13 protein-coding genes are annotated in these 17,110 nt (G+C 63.2%); 9 read left to right on the plus strand and 4 right to left on the minus strand.

Annotated elements, in window-relative coordinates; all coding sequences use genetic code 11:
* The first annotated feature begins 20 nt into the window (after positions 1-20).
* The 4 genes from mraY (at position 21) to B5G09_RS06460 (ending at position 4,724) form a co-directional block, all read left to right on the plus strand.
* Entirely contained in the window at positions 21-1,265 is a 1,245-nt protein-coding gene (mraY, locus tag B5G09_RS06445; RefSeq protein WP_087404531.1) for a phospho-N-acetylmuramoyl-pentapeptide-transferase, read from the plus strand.
* Between the two features lie 10 nt (positions 1,266-1,275).
* Positions 1,276-2,625, plus strand: a complete 1,350-nt coding sequence (murD, locus tag B5G09_RS06450) for a UDP-N-acetylmuramoyl-L-alanine--D-glutamate ligase (RefSeq protein WP_087404532.1) — start codon at positions 1,276-1,278, stop codon at positions 2,623-2,625.
* A gap of 261 nt (positions 2,626-2,886) precedes the next feature.
* A complete protein-coding gene (locus B5G09_RS06455; RefSeq protein WP_087404600.1) occupies positions 2,887-4,242 on the plus strand; it encodes an FtsW/RodA/SpoVE family cell cycle protein in 1,356 nt (451 codons plus the stop codon).
* A gap of 80 nt (positions 4,243-4,322) precedes the next feature.
* Positions 4,323-4,724, plus strand: a complete 402-nt coding sequence (locus tag B5G09_RS06460; protein WP_087404533.1) for an RNA-binding S4 domain-containing protein — start codon at positions 4,323-4,325, stop codon at positions 4,722-4,724.
* A 523-nt stretch (positions 4,725-5,247) separates the two neighbouring features.
* On the opposite strand, the gene pth is transcribed toward B5G09_RS06460, so the two are convergent.
* The 3 genes from pth to galE all read right to left on the minus strand — a co-directional run bounded on the left by pth (position 5,248) and on the right by galE (position 7,793).
* Entirely contained in the window at positions 5,248-5,811 is a 564-nt protein-coding gene (pth, locus tag B5G09_RS06465; RefSeq protein ID WP_087404534.1) for an aminoacyl-tRNA hydrolase, read from the minus strand.
* 13 nt (positions 5,812-5,824) lie between these two features.
* A complete protein-coding gene (locus B5G09_RS06470; RefSeq protein ID WP_087404535.1) occupies positions 5,825-6,400 on the minus strand; it encodes a 50S ribosomal protein L25/general stress protein Ctc in 576 nt (191 codons plus the stop codon).
* A 364-nt stretch (positions 6,401-6,764) separates the two neighbouring features.
* A complete protein-coding gene (gene galE / locus B5G09_RS06480; protein WP_087311512.1) occupies positions 6,765-7,793 on the minus strand; it encodes a UDP-glucose 4-epimerase GalE in 1,029 nt (342 codons plus the stop codon).
* 303 nt (positions 7,794-8,096) lie between these two features.
* Here galE and kbl point away from each other — a divergent pair, with 303 nt between their 5' ends.
* Complete coding sequence (gene kbl / locus B5G09_RS06485; RefSeq protein WP_087311513.1) at positions 8,097-9,284, plus strand: glycine C-acetyltransferase; 1,188 nt, start codon at positions 8,097-8,099, stop codon at positions 9,282-9,284.
* 34 nt (positions 9,285-9,318) lie between these two features.
* The gene (locus tag B5G09_RS06490) at positions 9,319-9,792 is read left to right on the plus strand and encodes a winged helix-turn-helix transcriptional regulator (RefSeq protein WP_087311514.1); all 474 of its coding nucleotides are present in this window, start codon (positions 9,319-9,321) and stop codon (positions 9,790-9,792) included.
* A gap of 169 nt (positions 9,793-9,961) precedes the next feature.
* Here the strand turns inward: B5G09_RS06490 and B5G09_RS06495 are convergent, their stop codons facing one another.
* Positions 9,962-11,152 carry a DNA-binding transcriptional regulator gene (locus tag B5G09_RS06495; protein WP_087311515.1) on the minus strand — a complete coding sequence of 397 codons (1,191 nt, stop codon included), beginning with the start codon at positions 11,150-11,152 and terminating at the stop codon, positions 9,962-9,964.
* Positions 11,153-11,370: 218 nt separating this feature from the next.
* On the opposite strand from B5G09_RS06495, the gene B5G09_RS06500 reads away from it, so the two are divergent.
* From B5G09_RS06500 to B5G09_RS06510, 3 genes are read left to right on the plus strand one after another with little or no spacing between them, the layout of a single operon-like run.
* The gene (locus B5G09_RS06500) at positions 11,371-14,262 is read left to right on the plus strand and encodes a GH92 family glycosyl hydrolase (protein ID WP_087404537.1); all 2,892 of its coding nucleotides are present in this window, start codon (positions 11,371-11,373) and stop codon (positions 14,260-14,262) included.
* A 38-nt stretch (positions 14,263-14,300) separates the two neighbouring features.
* Positions 14,301-15,161, plus strand: a complete 861-nt coding sequence (locus B5G09_RS06505; protein ID WP_087404538.1) for an endonuclease/exonuclease/phosphatase family protein — start codon at positions 14,301-14,303, stop codon at positions 15,159-15,161.
* A complete protein-coding gene (locus tag B5G09_RS06510) occupies positions 15,158-17,092 on the plus strand; it encodes an alkaline phosphatase (RefSeq protein ID WP_087404539.1) in 1,935 nt (644 codons plus the stop codon). Before B5G09_RS06505 ends, B5G09_RS06510 begins: the two co-directional genes overlap by 4 nt.
* Positions 17,093-17,110: the final 18 nt, after the last annotated feature.

A 17,110-nucleotide genomic window follows, 5' to 3' on the forward strand; every position in this document is an offset into this window, starting at 1 on the left:
ATACTGACTCGATAGACATCATGCTTTACCATCTTTTCAAATACCTGGACGAAGCCTACGACCTGCCCGGTTCGGGCATGTTCCAGTACATTTCGTTCCGTGCGGCGGCGGCCATCATCCTCTCGCTGCTGATCGTCATCATCTTCGGCCGGCGGATCATCGACTTCCTCCGCCGGCGCCAGATCGGCGAGGATATCCGCGACCTCGGACTCCAGGGCCAGCTCCAGAAGAAGGGAACCCCGACCATGGGCGGCGTGATCATCCTTGTGGCCATTCTGGTGCCGATGCTGCTCTTCGGCAAACTCGACAACGTCTACGTGCAGCTGCTGCTCGTCTCGACCGTCTGGCTGGGGCTCATCGGCGGTCTGGACGATTACATCAAGGTCTTCCGCCACCGCAAGGAGGGGCTCAAGGGGCGTTTCAAAATCGTCGGACAGGTCGGGCTGGGAATCATCGTCGGAACGACCATGTGGCTCTCGCCCCAGATCGTCGTCCGCGACAAGGTGACGCAGCCCGTGCAGACGGTCTACATGAATCCCGACGGTTCGGTCATCGAGAGCGTCCAGCGCAACGTCGTGCTGAGCTCCGAGAGCCTCAAAACCACCCAGACGACCATCCCCTTTGTCAAGAACAACGAGTTCGACTACGGCTGGCTCACCGGAGGCAACGAAACGGCCACCTGGCTGCTCTACGTGGTGGTGGCGATCCTTGTCGTCACGGCCGTCTCGAACGGCGCCAACCTTACGGACGGTCTCGACGGACTGGTGACGGGCGTCTCGGTCCCGATCGTGGCGGTGCTCGGGGCGTTGGCCTATCTCTCGGGCCACATCGTCTACGCCGACTACCTCAATATCATGTACATCCCGGACAGCGGCGAGCTGGTGGTCTATGCCGCGGCACTCGTCGGAGCGCTGGTCGGCTTCCTCTGGTACAACTCCTTCCCGGCGCAGATCTTCATGGGCGATACGGGCTCGCTGACGATCGGCGGCGTGATAGCCGTCTTCGCCCTCTGCATCCGCAAGGAGCTGCTGCTGCCGATTCTGTGCGGTGTCTTCCTGGTCGAGAGCCTCTCGGTGATGCTGCAGGTCAGCTGGTTCAAGTACACCAAGCACAAGTACGGCGAGGGACATCGCCTGCTGCTCATGTCCCCGATCCACCACCACTACCAGAAAAAAGGCATCTTCGAGACGAAGATCGTCACCCGCTTCTGGATCATCTCGCTGCTGCTGGCAGCCATTACGCTGGTTACGTTGAAGATTCGATAATCCCGATATCATGAAAAACATTGTCGTACTGGGCGGAGGCATCAGCGGCTACGGCTCCGCGATCCTCGCCCGCAAGAAGGGCTTCGGAGTCTTCCTCTCCGATGCCGGAAAGATTGCCGACCGTTTCCGGGCCAAACTCGACGAGTGGCAGGTCCCCTACGAGGAGGGCGGACATACCGAAGAGCGCATCCTCGCCGCCACGGAGGTCGTCAAGTCGCCGGGGATTCCCGATTCGGCTCCCATCGTGCGCAAGATCCGCGAGGCGGGCATCCCGCTAATCTCCGAGATGGAGTTCGCCGGCCGCTACATGGGCCGCGCCAAGTGCATCTGCATCACCGGCTCGAACGGCAAGACCACCACCACGTCGATTATCTACAAGATCCTGCGCGACGCGGGCTACAACGTCGCCCTGGGAGGCAACATCGGCGAGAGTTTCGCCTATTCGGTCGCCACGGGCAACTACGACTGGTATGTGCTGGAGCTGAGTTCGTTCCAGCTGGACGGCATGTACAAGTTCCGTGCCCACATCGGCGTGCTGATGAACATCACGCCCGACCATCTGGACCGCTACGACCACTGCTTCCAGAAATACATCGACGCCAAGATGCGCATTACGCAGAACATGACCTCGCGCGACTGGTTCATCTATTCGGGCGACGACGAGGTGATCCGCGAGCAACTGCCGAAGTACGACCTGCGGATGCGCCAGCTCCCCTTCATGGCCCACAGCGCCGTGGCCAGCGGGGCGGGCGACGCTTTCCTGTGCGACGGCAAGTTCACGGCCGCAGTCGGTCGGCACGCCGTGGAGATCGACACCGCAAAGCTGCAGATCAAGGGGCTGCATAACGCCTACAACGCCATGGCCGCTTCGCTGGCGGCACTGGCCGCCGGGGTTGCGCCGACGAAGATCCGCCGCTCGCTCTACGACTTCGCACCGGTCGAGCACCGGCTCGAACCCGTGCTCGAAAAGGATGGCGTGCTGTGGATCAACGACTCGAAGGCGACGAACGTCGACTCGGTCTTCTACGCCTTGGAGAGCATGACGCGTCCCGTGGTGTGGATCGCCGGCGGGACGGACAAGGGCAACGACTACGAACCTCTCAAGAAGTTCGCCCGCGAGAAGGTCCATACGCTGGTCTGCATGGGATTGGACAACGCCAAACTGGTGCGTGAGTTCACCGGCGTCATCCCCGAGATCATCTCGACCGATTCGCTCGATGCGGCCCTCACGGCCTGCAAGCGGGCGGCCCGTCCGGGTGACGTGGTGCTGCTCTCGCCGGCCTGCGCCAGCTTCGATCTGTTCCACAACTACGAACAACGCGGCGAACTCTTCAAGAAGTGGGTCCGCGAGCACGCCTAAACGATGGAGCGCGACGCATACGATGAGCGTACGGCGGCCGAATGGGCCCGTGATGCCGCGCCGCGCGGTGAAGACCGTGCGACGGGACGCACGGCTCCGGCCGGAGGCGCCTTTGCGCGCGATCCGGGGCGTTTGCCCCGCGAGCTGGAGCGCGAAGATGCCTCTGTTTCGCGCGGGGAGGATCCGCTGCGGAATGACGGTCGGACAACCCTTCGCGGAGGCCGCCGGGAGGCTGCCGGAAGGGCTTCGGCCTTGAACGGTATGGAAACCGGGGCCGCAGACACTGCCGGTGGAGGTATGCGGAGACGGAGCGGTTCCACCCGGTCGACGGCCGCAGGGTCCACCGGGGTTGCGGGCTCAGTCGCCGGGGCCGGGGAGGCCGGGAAGAGTCGCTTCCGCCTCTTTACGGGTGACCGCGTGCTGTGGATCATCATTGCGGCGCTGGCGGTCATCTCCGTGCTGGTTGTCTATTCCTCGACGGCCAAGATGGCCTACGACGCCCATACGGCCCGTACGACGGCCCATTTCCTGCGTCAGCAGCTGATGATCCTCATCGTCAGTCTGGGTATCATGATCGCCGTGCAGAAGATCAACTGCCGCGTCTACAACCTCTTTTCGCGCCCGATCTACTATGTCTCGGTGGCGCTGACCGTCGCCGTCTACTTCATCGGCGCCACGACCAACGGTGCCGCCCGCTGGATCCCCCTCGGACCCTTCCAGTTCCAGCCCTCCGAAGCGTTGAAGGTCGCTACGGTGCTCTTCCTGGCGCGTCAGCTGGCCGGCCGGCAGTCGAAGATCGACCGCCTGCGCATCGTCCCGAGCTGGAAGTTCTGGACCTGGCGTTCGTCGGCCCTGCAGCGCAAGATCTGGAAGGAGGGAACATGGCCCATTCTGATGCCCGTGCTGGTGTCGTGTCTGGTGATCTTCCCGGCCCACACCTCTTCGGCCGTGCTGGTCTTTCTGGCCTCGTGGGTGATGATGCTCATCGGGCGCGTGCGCTTCAGCGAACTGATGAAGCTCGTCGGCTGGGCGCTGGCCGGCGTGGTCCTCATCATGGTCCTCAATCTGGGCCGCAGCGAGACCGCCGAAGGACGTGTCTCGACCTGGATCCACCTCTGGACCCAGTCCCAGACCGAAAAGCCCATCGAACACCTCTCCGATACCGAACGCTCGATGATCGCCATCCACAACGGCGGCCTGCTGGGCGAAGGGGCCGGGCAGAGCGCCATGCGCGTGGAGATGATCCACCCCGAAAGCGACTATGCCTATGCCTTCTTCGTCGAGGAGTACGGCATCATTCTGGCCGTGGTGCTGCTGATGCTCTACCTGTGGATCTTCTTCCGGGCGATCGAGATCTTCCGCCGCTGCGGTACGGCCTTCCCGGGGCTGCTGGTGCTGGGTCTGGCCCTGCTGATCACCTGTCAGGCGCTGCTGCACATCATGGTGACGGTCAACCTCATCCCCGAGACGGGGCAGACCCTGCCGCTCATCTCGCGCGGCGGTTCGTCGGTGCTCTTCACCACCATCGCCCTGGGGATGATCCTCAGCGTCAGCCGCCAGAACGACGAGCAGTCGCACGACCGGCCGAAGAACGAGGAGCTGCGGATCGGCGACTGATGCCGCCGGGAGGCGCGAAGCCGACCCCTCCCCGGAGCGCGGGAGGAAAAACAAATGCAACCGTAAAAACAGAAGATTCAATGGACGATATCCGTCTCGACAAATACCTTTGGGCCGTGCGCGTCTTCAAGACCCGCAGTGATGCCGCCGATGCCATCCGCACCAACAAGGTGACGGTCAACGGCTCCTATGCCAAACCCTCGCGCGAGGTGAAGATCGGCGACGTGATCGCCGTGCGCAAGATGCAGGTGACCTACTCCTACAAGGTACTCGATCTGGTTTCGAGCCGCCAGCCGGCCAAGAATGTCCCCGCCTACTGCCTCAACATCACCCCGCAGGAGGAACTCGACAAGCTGAACGTTCCGCGTGAGACGATCTTCGTCTTCCGCGACCGCGGTACGGGGCGTCCTACCAAGAAGGAGCGCCGTGAGCTCGACACCCTGATGGACGAAGTCTATTACGGCGACGACGAGGAGGAATAGTGGAATAGTCCCCTGGCCCGGTCTGCAGGACGGGTCGTCGGTCTGTGGGGCAATGTTATCCCGTGGGGCGGAAACGGCCCGAAACAGGCCTGTAATCGGGCTTCGGTGTCGGTCTTATCGGCTGAATGCGGGGAGTGGCGTCGTGCGGACGGGGAGCCTTGTTGCCGGGGGCTGTCAGGGCGCCGTGGAGCCTTGTTGCCGGGGGCTGTCAGGGCGCCGGGGCGTTGGGTCGCCGGGGAACTTGCTGGTCGGGGCGCCATGCCGTCGTGCGGCTCTTGTCGCCGGGGCGCCGGGTTGCCGGGGCATTGAGCCGTCAGGGCGCCGCGTTGTTGTGTTGCCGTGCCGTCCTTTTTGTCGGGTAGCTGCGCAGCCGGGATCTTCCCTCCGGGCAAAAAAAGAGAGCCGCGGCAGGGTGACGCAACTCTTTTCTCGCTTGAAATTACTCGCAATGAAGAAAATCCTGTCGGGCTCTTTTGGGGGGTCGGATCGGAATCCACAGGGCGGTCGCAGCTGCCGTCCTCTCTTATTTCTTGTTGAAGAAGTTCATCGTCATGGCGCATCCCTGCGTGGCAAACGAGCGGATGGCGTCGATGAAGACCTTCAGCCGTTCGGGCATGGCCGTCCGTTCCTCTTCGGTCCACTCGCCCAGGACGTAGTCCACCTGGTGCCCCTTCGGGAAGTCGCCCCCGATGCCGAAGCGCATCCGGGCATACTCCTCGGTGCCGAGCAGTTCGGCAATGTTTTTCAGCCCGTTGTGGCCGCCGGCACTCCCTTTCGGACGGAGCCGTAGCGTGCCGAACGGCAGGGCAATATCGTCCGAGATGACCAGCAGATTTTCACGGTCGATCTTCTCGGCATCCAGCCAGTAGCGCACGGCCTTTCCCGAGAGATTCATGTAGGTCGAGGGCTTCAGCAACAGCAGCGTGCGCCCCTTGTAGCGGACCTCGGCCACATCGCCGTAGCGGGCTGTGGTAAAAACAGCGTTGGACGCCTCTGCAAGGGCGTCCAACACTTTGAAACCGATGTTGTGACGGGTATTGGCGTACTCGGCGCCGATATTCCCGAGCCCAACAATGAGGTATTTCATGACGGGTCAGCGACTATTTGGCTGCGGCTGCATCGGCGCCACGCGAAGCACGCGTTACGCGGACTGCGCAGACGGCCGTCGTAGCGGGCGTCACGAACTTCAGGTTCTCGAACTTCAGGTCGCCGACGAAGATCGTCTTGCCTACACCGAGGTTCGTCACGTCTACGACGATCTCGTCGGGCAGATTCTCAACCAGGGCGCTTACGGTCAGCTTGCGGGCCGACAGGACGAGCTTACCGCCGATCTTCACACCTTCGGCGTTGCCGGTCAGGCGCACCGGAATGGCGATCGATACGGGTTTGCCCTCGGCGATGCGGTAGAAATCCATGTGGAGGATCTCCTCGCGGACGGGGTGGAACTGGGCCTCACGCAGTACGGCGAGCTCCTTCTTGCCCTCGAAATCGAACTCGACGATGTAGGAGTTCGGGGTGTAGATCAGGGGCTTGATCTCGCGGGGATCCACGGAGAACATCTCCGTCTCACCGTTGCCGCACAATACGCAGGGTACCAGACCCTCGCGGCGTACGCTCTTGGCGGCCTTCTTGCCGAAGTCGGCACGTTTTACGGCCTTTACCGAAATGGTTTTCATTTTGTTTGTGTTTTTAAGTGTTACCTGCGGCGGTTCTCAACACGGTCTCTGCGGGCCGCATCCCAGTTCCGCCTGTTTTGGGGGTGCAAATTTAGGCAAATCCTTTCAAAAAAGAAAATTTTGTGGCAAAAACCTGCTGCGGAGGATGTTGGACGGCGAGTTTCCGGATAAAAAAAGGGGCGGTGATCCGGTCGATCTCCGTCCCTCTCGTTGCGGAATCCTTGCATGGGCGCACCGGCAGTCTCCCTGTTTGCGGAGTGGGCGACGTCGGCTCCGTCTTCTCCGTTTGCGGCGCCGCCGGCTCCAGCTTTTCCGTCCGGAGTGCCGCCGGCTCCGGCTCCCGGCCCCTATGCTCCACCCGGCGCTATTTCATGCCGCGCAGGTGCTTCTCCCAGGCCCAGGCCGAGGCGAGCGTCTGGTCGAGCGTACGTTCGGCCTTCCAACCCAGTTCGGTGTTGGCCAGCGTCGGGTCGGCCCAGATGGCGATGATGTCGCCCTCACGCCGCGGCGCAATCTTGTAGTTGAGCTTCAGGTGGTTGACCTCCTCGAACTTGTGAACCAGCTCCAGCACCGAGACGCCGCGTCCCGTGCCGATGTTGAAGATCTCGTAGGTCTCCTTGTTCTTGTCCTCGATCATGCGGCGGATGGCGGCCACGTGAGCCTTGGCCAGGTCAACGACGTCGATGTAGTCGCGGATGCACGAACCGTCGGGCGTCGGATAGTCGTCGCCGAAGACCGAGAGGCATTCGCGGATGCCGGCGGCCGTCTGCGTGATGTAGGGCACGAGGTTCTGCGGCACGCCGCGCGGCAGCTCGCCGATCAGGGCCGACGGATGGGCGCCGATCGGGTTGAAGTAGCGCAGCGCGATGCCCTTCAGTCCGGCGTAGGCCGTCACCGAATCGCGCAGGATGTCCTCGCACATCTGCTTCGTATTGCCGTAGGGCGAGGTGGCCGGCTTGCGGGGCGTCTGCTCCGTGACGGGCTGCTTCTCGGGCTCGCCGTAGACGGTGCACGACGACGAGAAGACGATGTTCTGCCGCCCGAACTCACGCATCAGTGTGATGACGTTCATGAACGACGTGAGGTTGTTGCGGTAGTACTCCAGCGGTTTCTGGACCGATTCGCCGACGGCTTTCGAGGCCGCGAAGTGGATCACCGAGTCGAACTCGTACTGCTCGAAGACCTTGCGGAAACCCTCCAGATCGCAGCAGTCGACCTTCACGAAGGGAATATCGACACCCGTGATCTGCCGTACGCCCTCGACGGCCTTCATGTCGCTGTTCGAGAGGTTGTCGACGATCACCACGTCGTATCCGGCGTTGATAAGTTCCACGGTGGTGTGCGAACCGATGTAACCGGCTCCGCCGCTCACCAAGACACACGATTTTTTCATAAGTCGAATGGTTGATTTTAGTAACAAAGATACGTATTTTTTCGGAACCCGGCGAGCCGCGGGCAAGAAATTTTGGTCCGACGTCGTGCCGGGCTGTCGGAGCAGGGCTCCTGGGCTGTGCCGGGAACCCCGTTTCGGAGGCCGTGCGGAGGCTCTCCGGGCCGGTTTGCGGCTTCGGGCTGACAATTCGTAATCGGAGGTGCGAAAAAATGGGTGCGAACGTGTCTGTTTCCGAAAAAGTTTCCTATATTTGTAACAGTTTGATACCATATTCGCGGATTTTCATCAAAACATTAACGCCATATGTACGGAAAAATGAAGGAGTACCTGCAGCATGAACTCGCCGAAATCGAGGCCGCAGGGCTCTACAAGCACGAACGAGTCATCTGCTCGCCCCAACGCGCCGAGATCGAAGTTGCAGGTCGGAAGGTCCTGAACTTCTGCGCCAACAACTACCTCGGACTTTCGGACAACCCCCGTCTGATCGAGGCCGCCAAGCGCGCCATGGATGCCCGCGGCTACGGCATGTCCTCGGTCCGCTTCATCTGCGGCTGCCAGGACATTCACAAGGAGCTCGAGAAGGCCATTTCGGACTACTTCGGCACCGAGGATACGATCCTCTATGCCGCCTGCTTCGACGCCAACGGCGGTGTCTTCGAGCCCCTCTTCACGCAGGAGGACGCCATCATCTCCGATGCCCTGAACCACGCCTCGATCATCGACGGCGTACGCCTCTGCAAGGCCGTGCGCTACCGTTACGCCAACGCCGACATGGCCGAACTCGAAGAGTGCCTCAAGAAGGCTCAGGCCCAGCGCTTCCGTATCATCTGCACCGACGGCGTCTTCTCGATGGACGGCAACGCCGCTCCGCTCGACAAGATCTGCGCCCTGGCCGAGAAGTACGACGCCCTGGTGATGGTCGACGAGTGCCACTCGGCCGGCGTCCTGGGCAAGACCGGCCGCGGCATCACCGAACTCTTCAACCTGCGCGGACAGGTCGATATCCTCACCGGTACACTGGGCAAGGCCTTCGGCGGCGCCGTGGGCGGTTTCACGACCGGCCGCAAGGAGATCATCGACATGCTGCGCCAGCGTTCGCGTCCCTACCTCTTCTCCAACTCGCTGCCCCCTGCCGTCGTCGGCGCCGGAATCGAGATGTTCCGCATGCTCGCCGAGAGCAACGAACTCCACGACCGGCTGGTGGCCAACGTCGAGCACTTCCGCAAGGGGATGATGGCCGCCGGTTTCGACATCAAACCCACGCAGTCGGCCATCTGCGCCGTGATGCTCTACGACGCCAAGCTCTCGCAGGACTTCGCCGCCCGGCTGCAGGATGAGGGGATCTTCGTCACGGGATTCTACTATCCGGTCGTCCCGAAGGGGCAGGCCCGCATCCGCGTACAGGTGTCGGCCGGCCACACCTTCGAACAGCTGGATCGTTGCATCGCCGCCTTTACGAAGATCGGCAAGGAACTCAATGTCCTCAAATAAAACCGATTTGTAAACCGTTAAATCTGTTCAAGCCATGGCTAAAACCGCGTTGGACGCGATTGACCGCAAGATTCTGAAGTACCTCATCAAGAATGCGCGCATGCCGTTCCTGGAGATCGCCCGTGAGTGCGGTATCTCGGGTGCGGCCATTCACCAGCGGATCCGCAAGCTCGACGAAGCGGGTGTAATCCGCGGCAGCCGGCTGATCGTCGACCCCAAGGTGATGGGATTCGACGTCTGCGCCTATATCAGCATCCTGCTCAAGGATCCGCAGCTGCAGGCCCATACGGTCGAGGAACTGAAGAAGGTCGACGAGATCGTCGAGTGTCACTACATCACCGGCAAGGGCAACATCCTCGTGAAGCTCTACTGTGTGGACAACGAGCACCTCATGCATACGATCTTCGACGGGATCCTGCGCATCCAGGGCATCGCTACCACCGAGACCAATATCTCGCTGCAGGAGGTTTTCCAGCGCGAGGTCAACATCGATTTCATCGAGGAGTAGCCGCCTCGCACGGCGGGATTCCCGAACGGATCGGAGCGGTGGTTTTCCACCGCTCCTTTTTTTGTGGGTGCCTTTCGGGGGGGCGTTTGTTGGCGTCTTTCGGGGACGCGTTTGTTGGCGTCTTTCGGGAACGCGGCGGGTGCGGCGGGTGCGGCGGCAGGGGTGGCGGTCAGTGTTTCGGGCTGAAGATCTCGCGGCGATACTCCGAGGGGGTGATGCCGCGCAACTGCTTGAAGGTCCGCGAGAGGTTCTTGATGTCGGAGAAGCCCAGTTCGATGGCCGCTTCGGAGACGCTCTTGCCGTCGCACAGCAACTGCGCGACCTTCTCGATGCGGATCTGGAGAATGTAGTCGTAGATCGACGTCCCCATGCTCTTTTTGAACCGGGTCTCAAGCAGCCGCCGCGAGAGGGGCACCAGCCGGACCAGTTCGTCGACGGAGAGCTTCCGGCTGATATGCTCGTGGATGTATTTCAGGACCTTGGCGATATGCTGGTCGTTGTTGGCGTAGATGTCCGTTGACTGGCGGGTGATGATGTGCGTCGGCAGCACCTCAACATCCTCGCGGGGGGTGGCCGGATCGTGGAGGATGCGGTCGATGAGCTGGGCGACGTCGTAGCCGCCCTGTTCGATGTTCTGGTTGAGCGACGAGAGGTTGGGGGTCGAGAGCCGGCAGATGGTCTCGTCGTTGTCCACGCCGAGGACCGCGATGCGGTCCGGGATGCGGAGGTCGCCGCTGCCGCCACCCCCCCCCTCGCTCTGCTGGCAGGCTTCGGTGATGTGGTAGGCGTGGTTGTCGTCGCAGGCCATGATGGCGACGGGTTTCGGAAGCGACTGGAGCCACGTCACCAGCTGGTGCGAGTCGTAGTCCCAGAGGGCGTTCTCGGCGGCCTTGCAGAGTGCCGAGAAGGTGTAGTCCGCGTCGGCCTGGCGGATGGTGTCGCGGAAACCCTGCAGGCGTTCGTCGGACCAGACGACATCGCGCGTGCCGTAGAAGGCGAAGTGGCGGAATCCCTTCTTGATGAAGTACTCCGCGCCCATCTTCCCGGCCAGGGTGTGCGGGCCGGTGATGTTGGGGATGGTCGTGAAGCGGGTCTTGAAGTCCTGGGCGATGGTGATGATGCCCTCGCGGGCGAAGAGCTCGACGTTGTCCGTGTTGTAAAACTGGCCGATGACGGCATCGGCGCGCGTCTTCCGGGCGAGGTCGAGGACGGCCTCGATGCCGAACTTGTCGCGGATCGACAGCGGCAGCCGGCAAAGGCTCCAGGCCTGCCCGACGGTGTGTGCGTAGCGGGCGATGCCGAGCAGCAGGTTGCGGGCATAGGCTTCCGAAAAGTCGGTCAGAAAGAGGATGCGTGCCATTTCGGGGGGCTTTGTCGAGATAAAGGTAACTTTTTTTCGGTAAAAACGGCTCGTTTCGGACAATTTTCCCCGCTCTTTTTGTCGCATGGTCCGGTCCCGGGCTGCGATGCAGGGGTGTGATCTGCGTGATTTGAGGAGCTAAAGACGCAAATCGCCACGGCTCTCCGGAGCATCTTTATTATTTTTGTAAAATCTGAAACCAACCGATCTTGTCCATAATGAAGCGAACCTTGGCTTTTGTCCTGCTGGCCGCTGCCGGCGTAGCCTGTGCGGAGAGTTCCGATCCGCTTGCGTATGTCGATCCTTTTGTCGGAACGGGATTCCACGGGCACACCTATCCCGGGGCTACAACCCCCTACGGCATGGTGCAGCTCAGCCCCGACACACGGTCAGGCGACTGGGATGCCTGCGCCGGCTATTACTACGAGGATACGACCCTCGACGGCTTTTCGCATACCCACCTCAGCGGGACGGGGTGCGCCGACCTGGCTGATGTGCTTTTCCGCCCGACGATGCGCCGGGCGGTGACCGGCGAGGGGGTGTATGCTCCCGAACCGTATCGTTTTTCCCACGACCGGGAGCGTGCGTCGTGTGGCTACTATGCGGTGACGCTGCCCGACGAGGGGATCGACGTCGAATTGACGGCTGCACCCCGCACGGGAGTCCACCGCTACCGCTTCTACGGCGAGGGGGAGCGCCGCGTGGAGATCGACCTGACCCATACGGTGGGCGAGGAGCGGATCGACCGCAGCGAACTGACTCCCTGCGGCCCGACGGAGCTCTGCGGCATGCGTCTGACGCAGGGCTGGACGCCGGATCATCATGTCTTCTTCTCGGCGGAGTTCTCCGCCCCGTATGCCGACGCCGAGGTGCTCGACGGCCGGGTGGCCGTGCTGACCTTCTCGCCGGAGGTCGATACGCTGACCGTGGCCGTGGGGCTTTCGTCGGTGAGTTGTGAGAATGCCCGCGAGAATCGCCTCGCGGAGGTGCCGGAACTCGATTTCGATGCCGTTCGGGCCCGGGCCGAAGCGCTGTGGCGCGAGGCGCTGGGCGGGGTGACGGTCACGGGCGGCAGCCGCGACGAACGCACGAACTTCTATACGGCACTCTACCATACGAAACTGACCCCCAACCTGATGAGCGACGTCAACGGGGAGTATCGGCGTCAGGACCAGACGATCGGACGCCTCCCGGCCGGCCGGCGCTACTATTCGACCCTTTCGCTGTGGGACACCTTCCGGGCCTGGCATCCGCTGCAGACGCTCGTCGACACCTGTTTGGTCAACGACCTGGTGCGCAGCATGCTCGACATGTACGACTGCACGGGCGAGCTGCCGATCTGGCCCCTGGCTTCGGGCGAAACGCGGACGATGATCGGCTACCATGCCGTTTCGGTCATTGCCGATGCCTGGCTGAAGGGGATCCGCGGTTACGACGGCGGGAAGGCGCTTGAGGCGATGGTCCGCTCGTCGGAGGTCAACGCCAAGGGGGCGGACCTCTATGCGGCGCGGGGCTATATCCCCTCGGAGCTGCGCAACGAATCGGTCTCCTGCACGCTGGAGTACGCCTACGATGATTGGACCATCGCCCGCATGGCCGAGGCGCTGGGCAACGACGACGTGGCCCGCACCTACCGGGAACGGGCCATGAACTACGTGAACCTCTTCGACGGCTCGACGGGCTTCTTCCGCGGGCGTCGCAGCGACGGCGGCTGGACCGTGCCGTTCGAGCCCTTCGCCACGGGGCGCGACTATACCGAGGCGACGCCGTGGCACTACCGCTTTTTCGTGCCGCATGATGTGAACGGGCTTATCCAGCTGCTGGGCGGTCGCGAGGAGTTCCTCCGGCAGCTCGACCGACTCTTCACGCTCGAATCGGAGGAGATGCGCCTCGATGTCTCCGACGTGACGGGGCTCATGGGGCAGTATGCCCACGGCAACGAGCCGAGCCACCATATGGCCTATCTCTACAGCTATGCCGGCCAGCCGTGGAAGACCCAGGAGCTGACCCGCCGCCTGCTTGACGAGATGTATGCCCCGACGCCCGGCGGCATCATCGGCAACGAGGACTGCGGGCAGATGTCGGCCTGGTACCTGCTCTCGTCGCTGGGCCTCTATGCCGTCTGCCCGGGCTCGAACGAGTTCGTGCTGACCACGCCGCTCTTCGAGCGGGCCGAGGTCCGGCTGGCCAACGGTCGTGTGTTGACCGTGACGGCCAACGACCCCGCGCACAACCGCTACATCCGCTCGGTGACGCTCAACGGCGAGCCCGTTGCGGAGAACTTCATCCCCTACGACCGCCTGATGGAGGGCGGGGAGCTCTCGTTCGAATTGACGCGAAGGCCCGATCCGGTACGGGGTGCGGAACCCGGCACGGAACCCTACTCGCTCACCCGCGGAGAACGGGTCTCGATCCCCTATACGACGAGCGATGTCCATCTCTTCCCCGGGACGGTCGATGTGGACTTGGCCACGACGACCCCCGGGGCCCGGATCCACTATACGCTCGACGGTTCGGAACCGACCGAATCCTCGCCGCTCTATACGGAGCCGGTGCGGGTGGACCGTTCGCTGACGCTGCGCGCCCGGGGGTTCCGTGACGGCACCGAGCCGAGCCGCGAACTAATGCTCCGTGCCGTGAAGGCTGCCTTCCGGCCGGGGCTGCAGGTGGCCGGGACCCGCCCCGGCGTCGCATACCGCTACTACGAGGGGACCTTCTCGCGGGTAGCCGACCTTGAGGGGCAGCCGGTGGTCGAACGGGGAATCCTCCCGGAGGTGACGATCGGCGGGGCCCGGCAGCGCGACCACTTCGGATACTGCTTCGAGGGGTTGATCCGCGTCCCGGAACGGGGCGTCTGGGAGTTCCGCCTGCAGAGCGACGACGGCAGCGTGCTGGAGATCGGCGGCGAGCGGGTTGTCGACAACGACGGTTCGCATGCGGCCGTGGCGGCCACCGGGCGGGTGGCGCTGGATGCCGGCCTGCACCCCTTCCGGCTGCTTTATTTCGAGGATTACGAGGGGGAGGAGCTCTCGTGGAGTTGGCGCCCCTCCGCAGAGGCGGAGTTCGTGCCCGTCCCGGGCGGGAACCTCCTTGTGGCTGATCCCGACTGAATACGAATCATGAACCGAAAACACGGATGACCATGAGAATGAATCGGATCCGGTGTGCCGTCTCGGCCGCGCTGCTCTTCCTGTCGGCGTGCGCCCCCGAACCGGCCCCCGAGTTGAACGTGATGACGTTCAACATGCGTTATGACAATCCCGAAGACGGGGAGAACAACTGGCGTTTCCGCCGCGAACGGGTGGCCCGGGCCATCGAGATGAACCGCGCCGATGTGTTCGGCGCCCAGGAACTGCTCCTCAACCAGCTCAACGACCTGAAGGAGCTCCTGCCCGGCTATGCCGAGGTGGGGGTTGGCCGCGAGGACGGCGCCGGAGCGGGCGAATTCAACCCGGTCTTCTACCGCACGGACCGTTTCGAACTGCTCGACTGGGGGACCTTCTGGCTGAGCGAGACCCCCGAGAAGGCCGGTTCGAAGGGGTGGGACGGCGCCTGCGAGCGGCTGGCCACCTGGACCGTGCTGCGTGACCGCGCCGGGCGCGAGATCTTCTTCATCAACACGCACCTCGACCATGTGGGCGAGGTGGCCCGCCGCGAAGGGGTTACGCTGCTGCTCCGGCGCATCGACTCGCTCTGCGGGGGGCGTCCCGTGGTGCTGACCGGTGATTTCAACGCCGAGCCCGAGTCGGAGGTCATCACCCATGTCGTCGGGAGCGGCCGTCTGCGCCACACCCGCGAGGCGGCTGCCGAGCGCTCCGGGACGGCGTGGAGCTTCTCCGACTTCGGGCAGATCCCCGAGGGAGAACGGCAACTGATCGACTATGTTTTCGTGGACGGCGGGTTCGACGTCCGTTCGTACCGGGTGCTGCCCGATATGCTCGACGGCGGGTTCCTTTCGGACCACGCCCCCGTCCTTGTCAAACTGCAATATAACGATACGAAACGATGAAACTCCGAATGTGGAAATGCGTCCTGCTGCTCCTGCTGGCGGCGGGCGCGGCAACTGCCCGGGCCGAACGGCCGATCCTGATCCATTCGCACAACGACTATGCGCGCTGTGTCCCCTTCTATCAGGCTTATGCCCAGCACGCGGCCTCGATCGAGGTCGACCTCTTCCTCCACGACGGGCAGCTGCTCGTCGGCCACGACGAGGAGGAGCTCTCGGCCGGCCTGTCGTTCGAGAAGCTCTATGTCGAGCCGCTGGTCGGGCTCTTCGCCCGCAACGGCGGCCGCGCCTGGCGTGACAGCGACGAGACGCTGCAGCTGATGATCGAACTCAAGTCGGAGACCGACCCGACGCTGCGGGCTGTGACGGCGCTGCTCGACCGCTGGCCCGAGGTCTTCGATGTGGCCCGCAACCCGCAGGCCGTGCGCATCGCCGTGACGGGGCGTGTCCCGGCCCCGGAGCATTTCTGCGACTACGCCCCCTACGTGCGTTTCGACGGCGCCTGGGATGCCGACTATACGCCCGACCAACTGGAGCGCGTGGCACTGGTGAGCGCCAACTTCCGGGACTTCTCGCAGTGGAACGGCAAGGGCTCGATCATCCCGTCGGAGCTGGCCCGCCTCTGCAAGGTGATCGACCGGGCCCACGCCTGGGGAAAACCCGTCCGCTTCTGGAACGCCCCCGAGGGGACGACAACCTACTATACGTTCTACAATCTGGGGATCGACTACATCAATACCGACCGTCCGGAGAGTTGCGCAGCCTTCTTTTCCGATTTCAGCAACAAGAACTTCCGCATCGGCGACCGTCGCGCCGCCGAGGGAGGTGTCACCGGGACGAAGCGGCTCGACAAGACTACGCGCGACTTCGGCGGTTTCCAGAATGACAAGCTCCAGTTGTCGGAGGGAATCGATATCTACGTGCCGACCTACCGCAACGACGGCGGTCGCGGGCGGGTCCGCAACGTGATCTTCCTGATCGGTGACGGCATGGGCCTCTCGCAGATCCTCGCCGCGGCCTATGCCAACCGGGGGCTGACGACCCTGCAGATGAAGCACATCGGGCTGCAGTTCAACAATGCGCTGGATGCCTTCACGACCGATTCGGCGGCCGGCGGCAGCGCCCTGGCCACGGGCGAACGCCACGCCAACCGCCACATTGCGATGAGCGTCGACGGGATCCCCTGTCCCTCGTTGAGCGACTATTTCCACGAGCAGGGGCGTGCGGTAGGGGTGCTCACCCTCGGCAACGTGGCAGATGCCACCCCGGCGGCCTTTTACGGCCATTCGGTCGAGCGGGACAACTCCGATGAGCTGACCCGGGCTCTGCTCGACGGCCGGATCGACCTGCTGTGCGGCAGCGGGATCCGCCAGTTCGAGGAGCGCCAGGACGGGATCGACCTGGTGGGCGAGTTGTCGAAGCACTACGCCTTCGTCCGTTCGGTCGACGCGATCGGCGGTGACGGCCGCCCGGTCATCTGCATCGACGAGCGCATGGACGAGGCTGCCGAGGAGGCCAACCTCTCGCTGCTGGCCGACGCTACGCGTGCCTCGATTGAGAAGCTGCAGCAGCGCAGCCGGAAGGGCTTCTTCCTGATGGTCGAGGGGGCCAAGATCGACTATGCCGGCCATTCGTGCTGCCTGCCCGGTTCGGTGATCGAGATGCTGAGCTTCGATCTGGCCGTGGCCGAGGCGCTGAAGTTCGCCGATGCGAACGGCGAGACGCTGGTCGTCGTGACGGCCGACCACGAAACCGGTGGACTCGTGCTGCTCGACGGCGACGAGCAGTCGGGCCGCATCCTGGGCATCTACACGAGCGACGACCATACGCCCGCCATGCTCCCCGTCTTCGCCTACGGGCCCGGTGCCGACCGCTTTTGCGGCACCTATCTCAATACGGAGATCGCCCGCCGGATCCGTGAACTGACCCGCTGAACCATGAAAAGAACCGAG

Source organism: Alistipes sp. An54 (genome assembly GCF_002159375.1).
Classification (GTDB): Bacteria; Bacteroidota; Bacteroidia; order Bacteroidales; family Rikenellaceae; genus Alistipes; species Alistipes megaguti.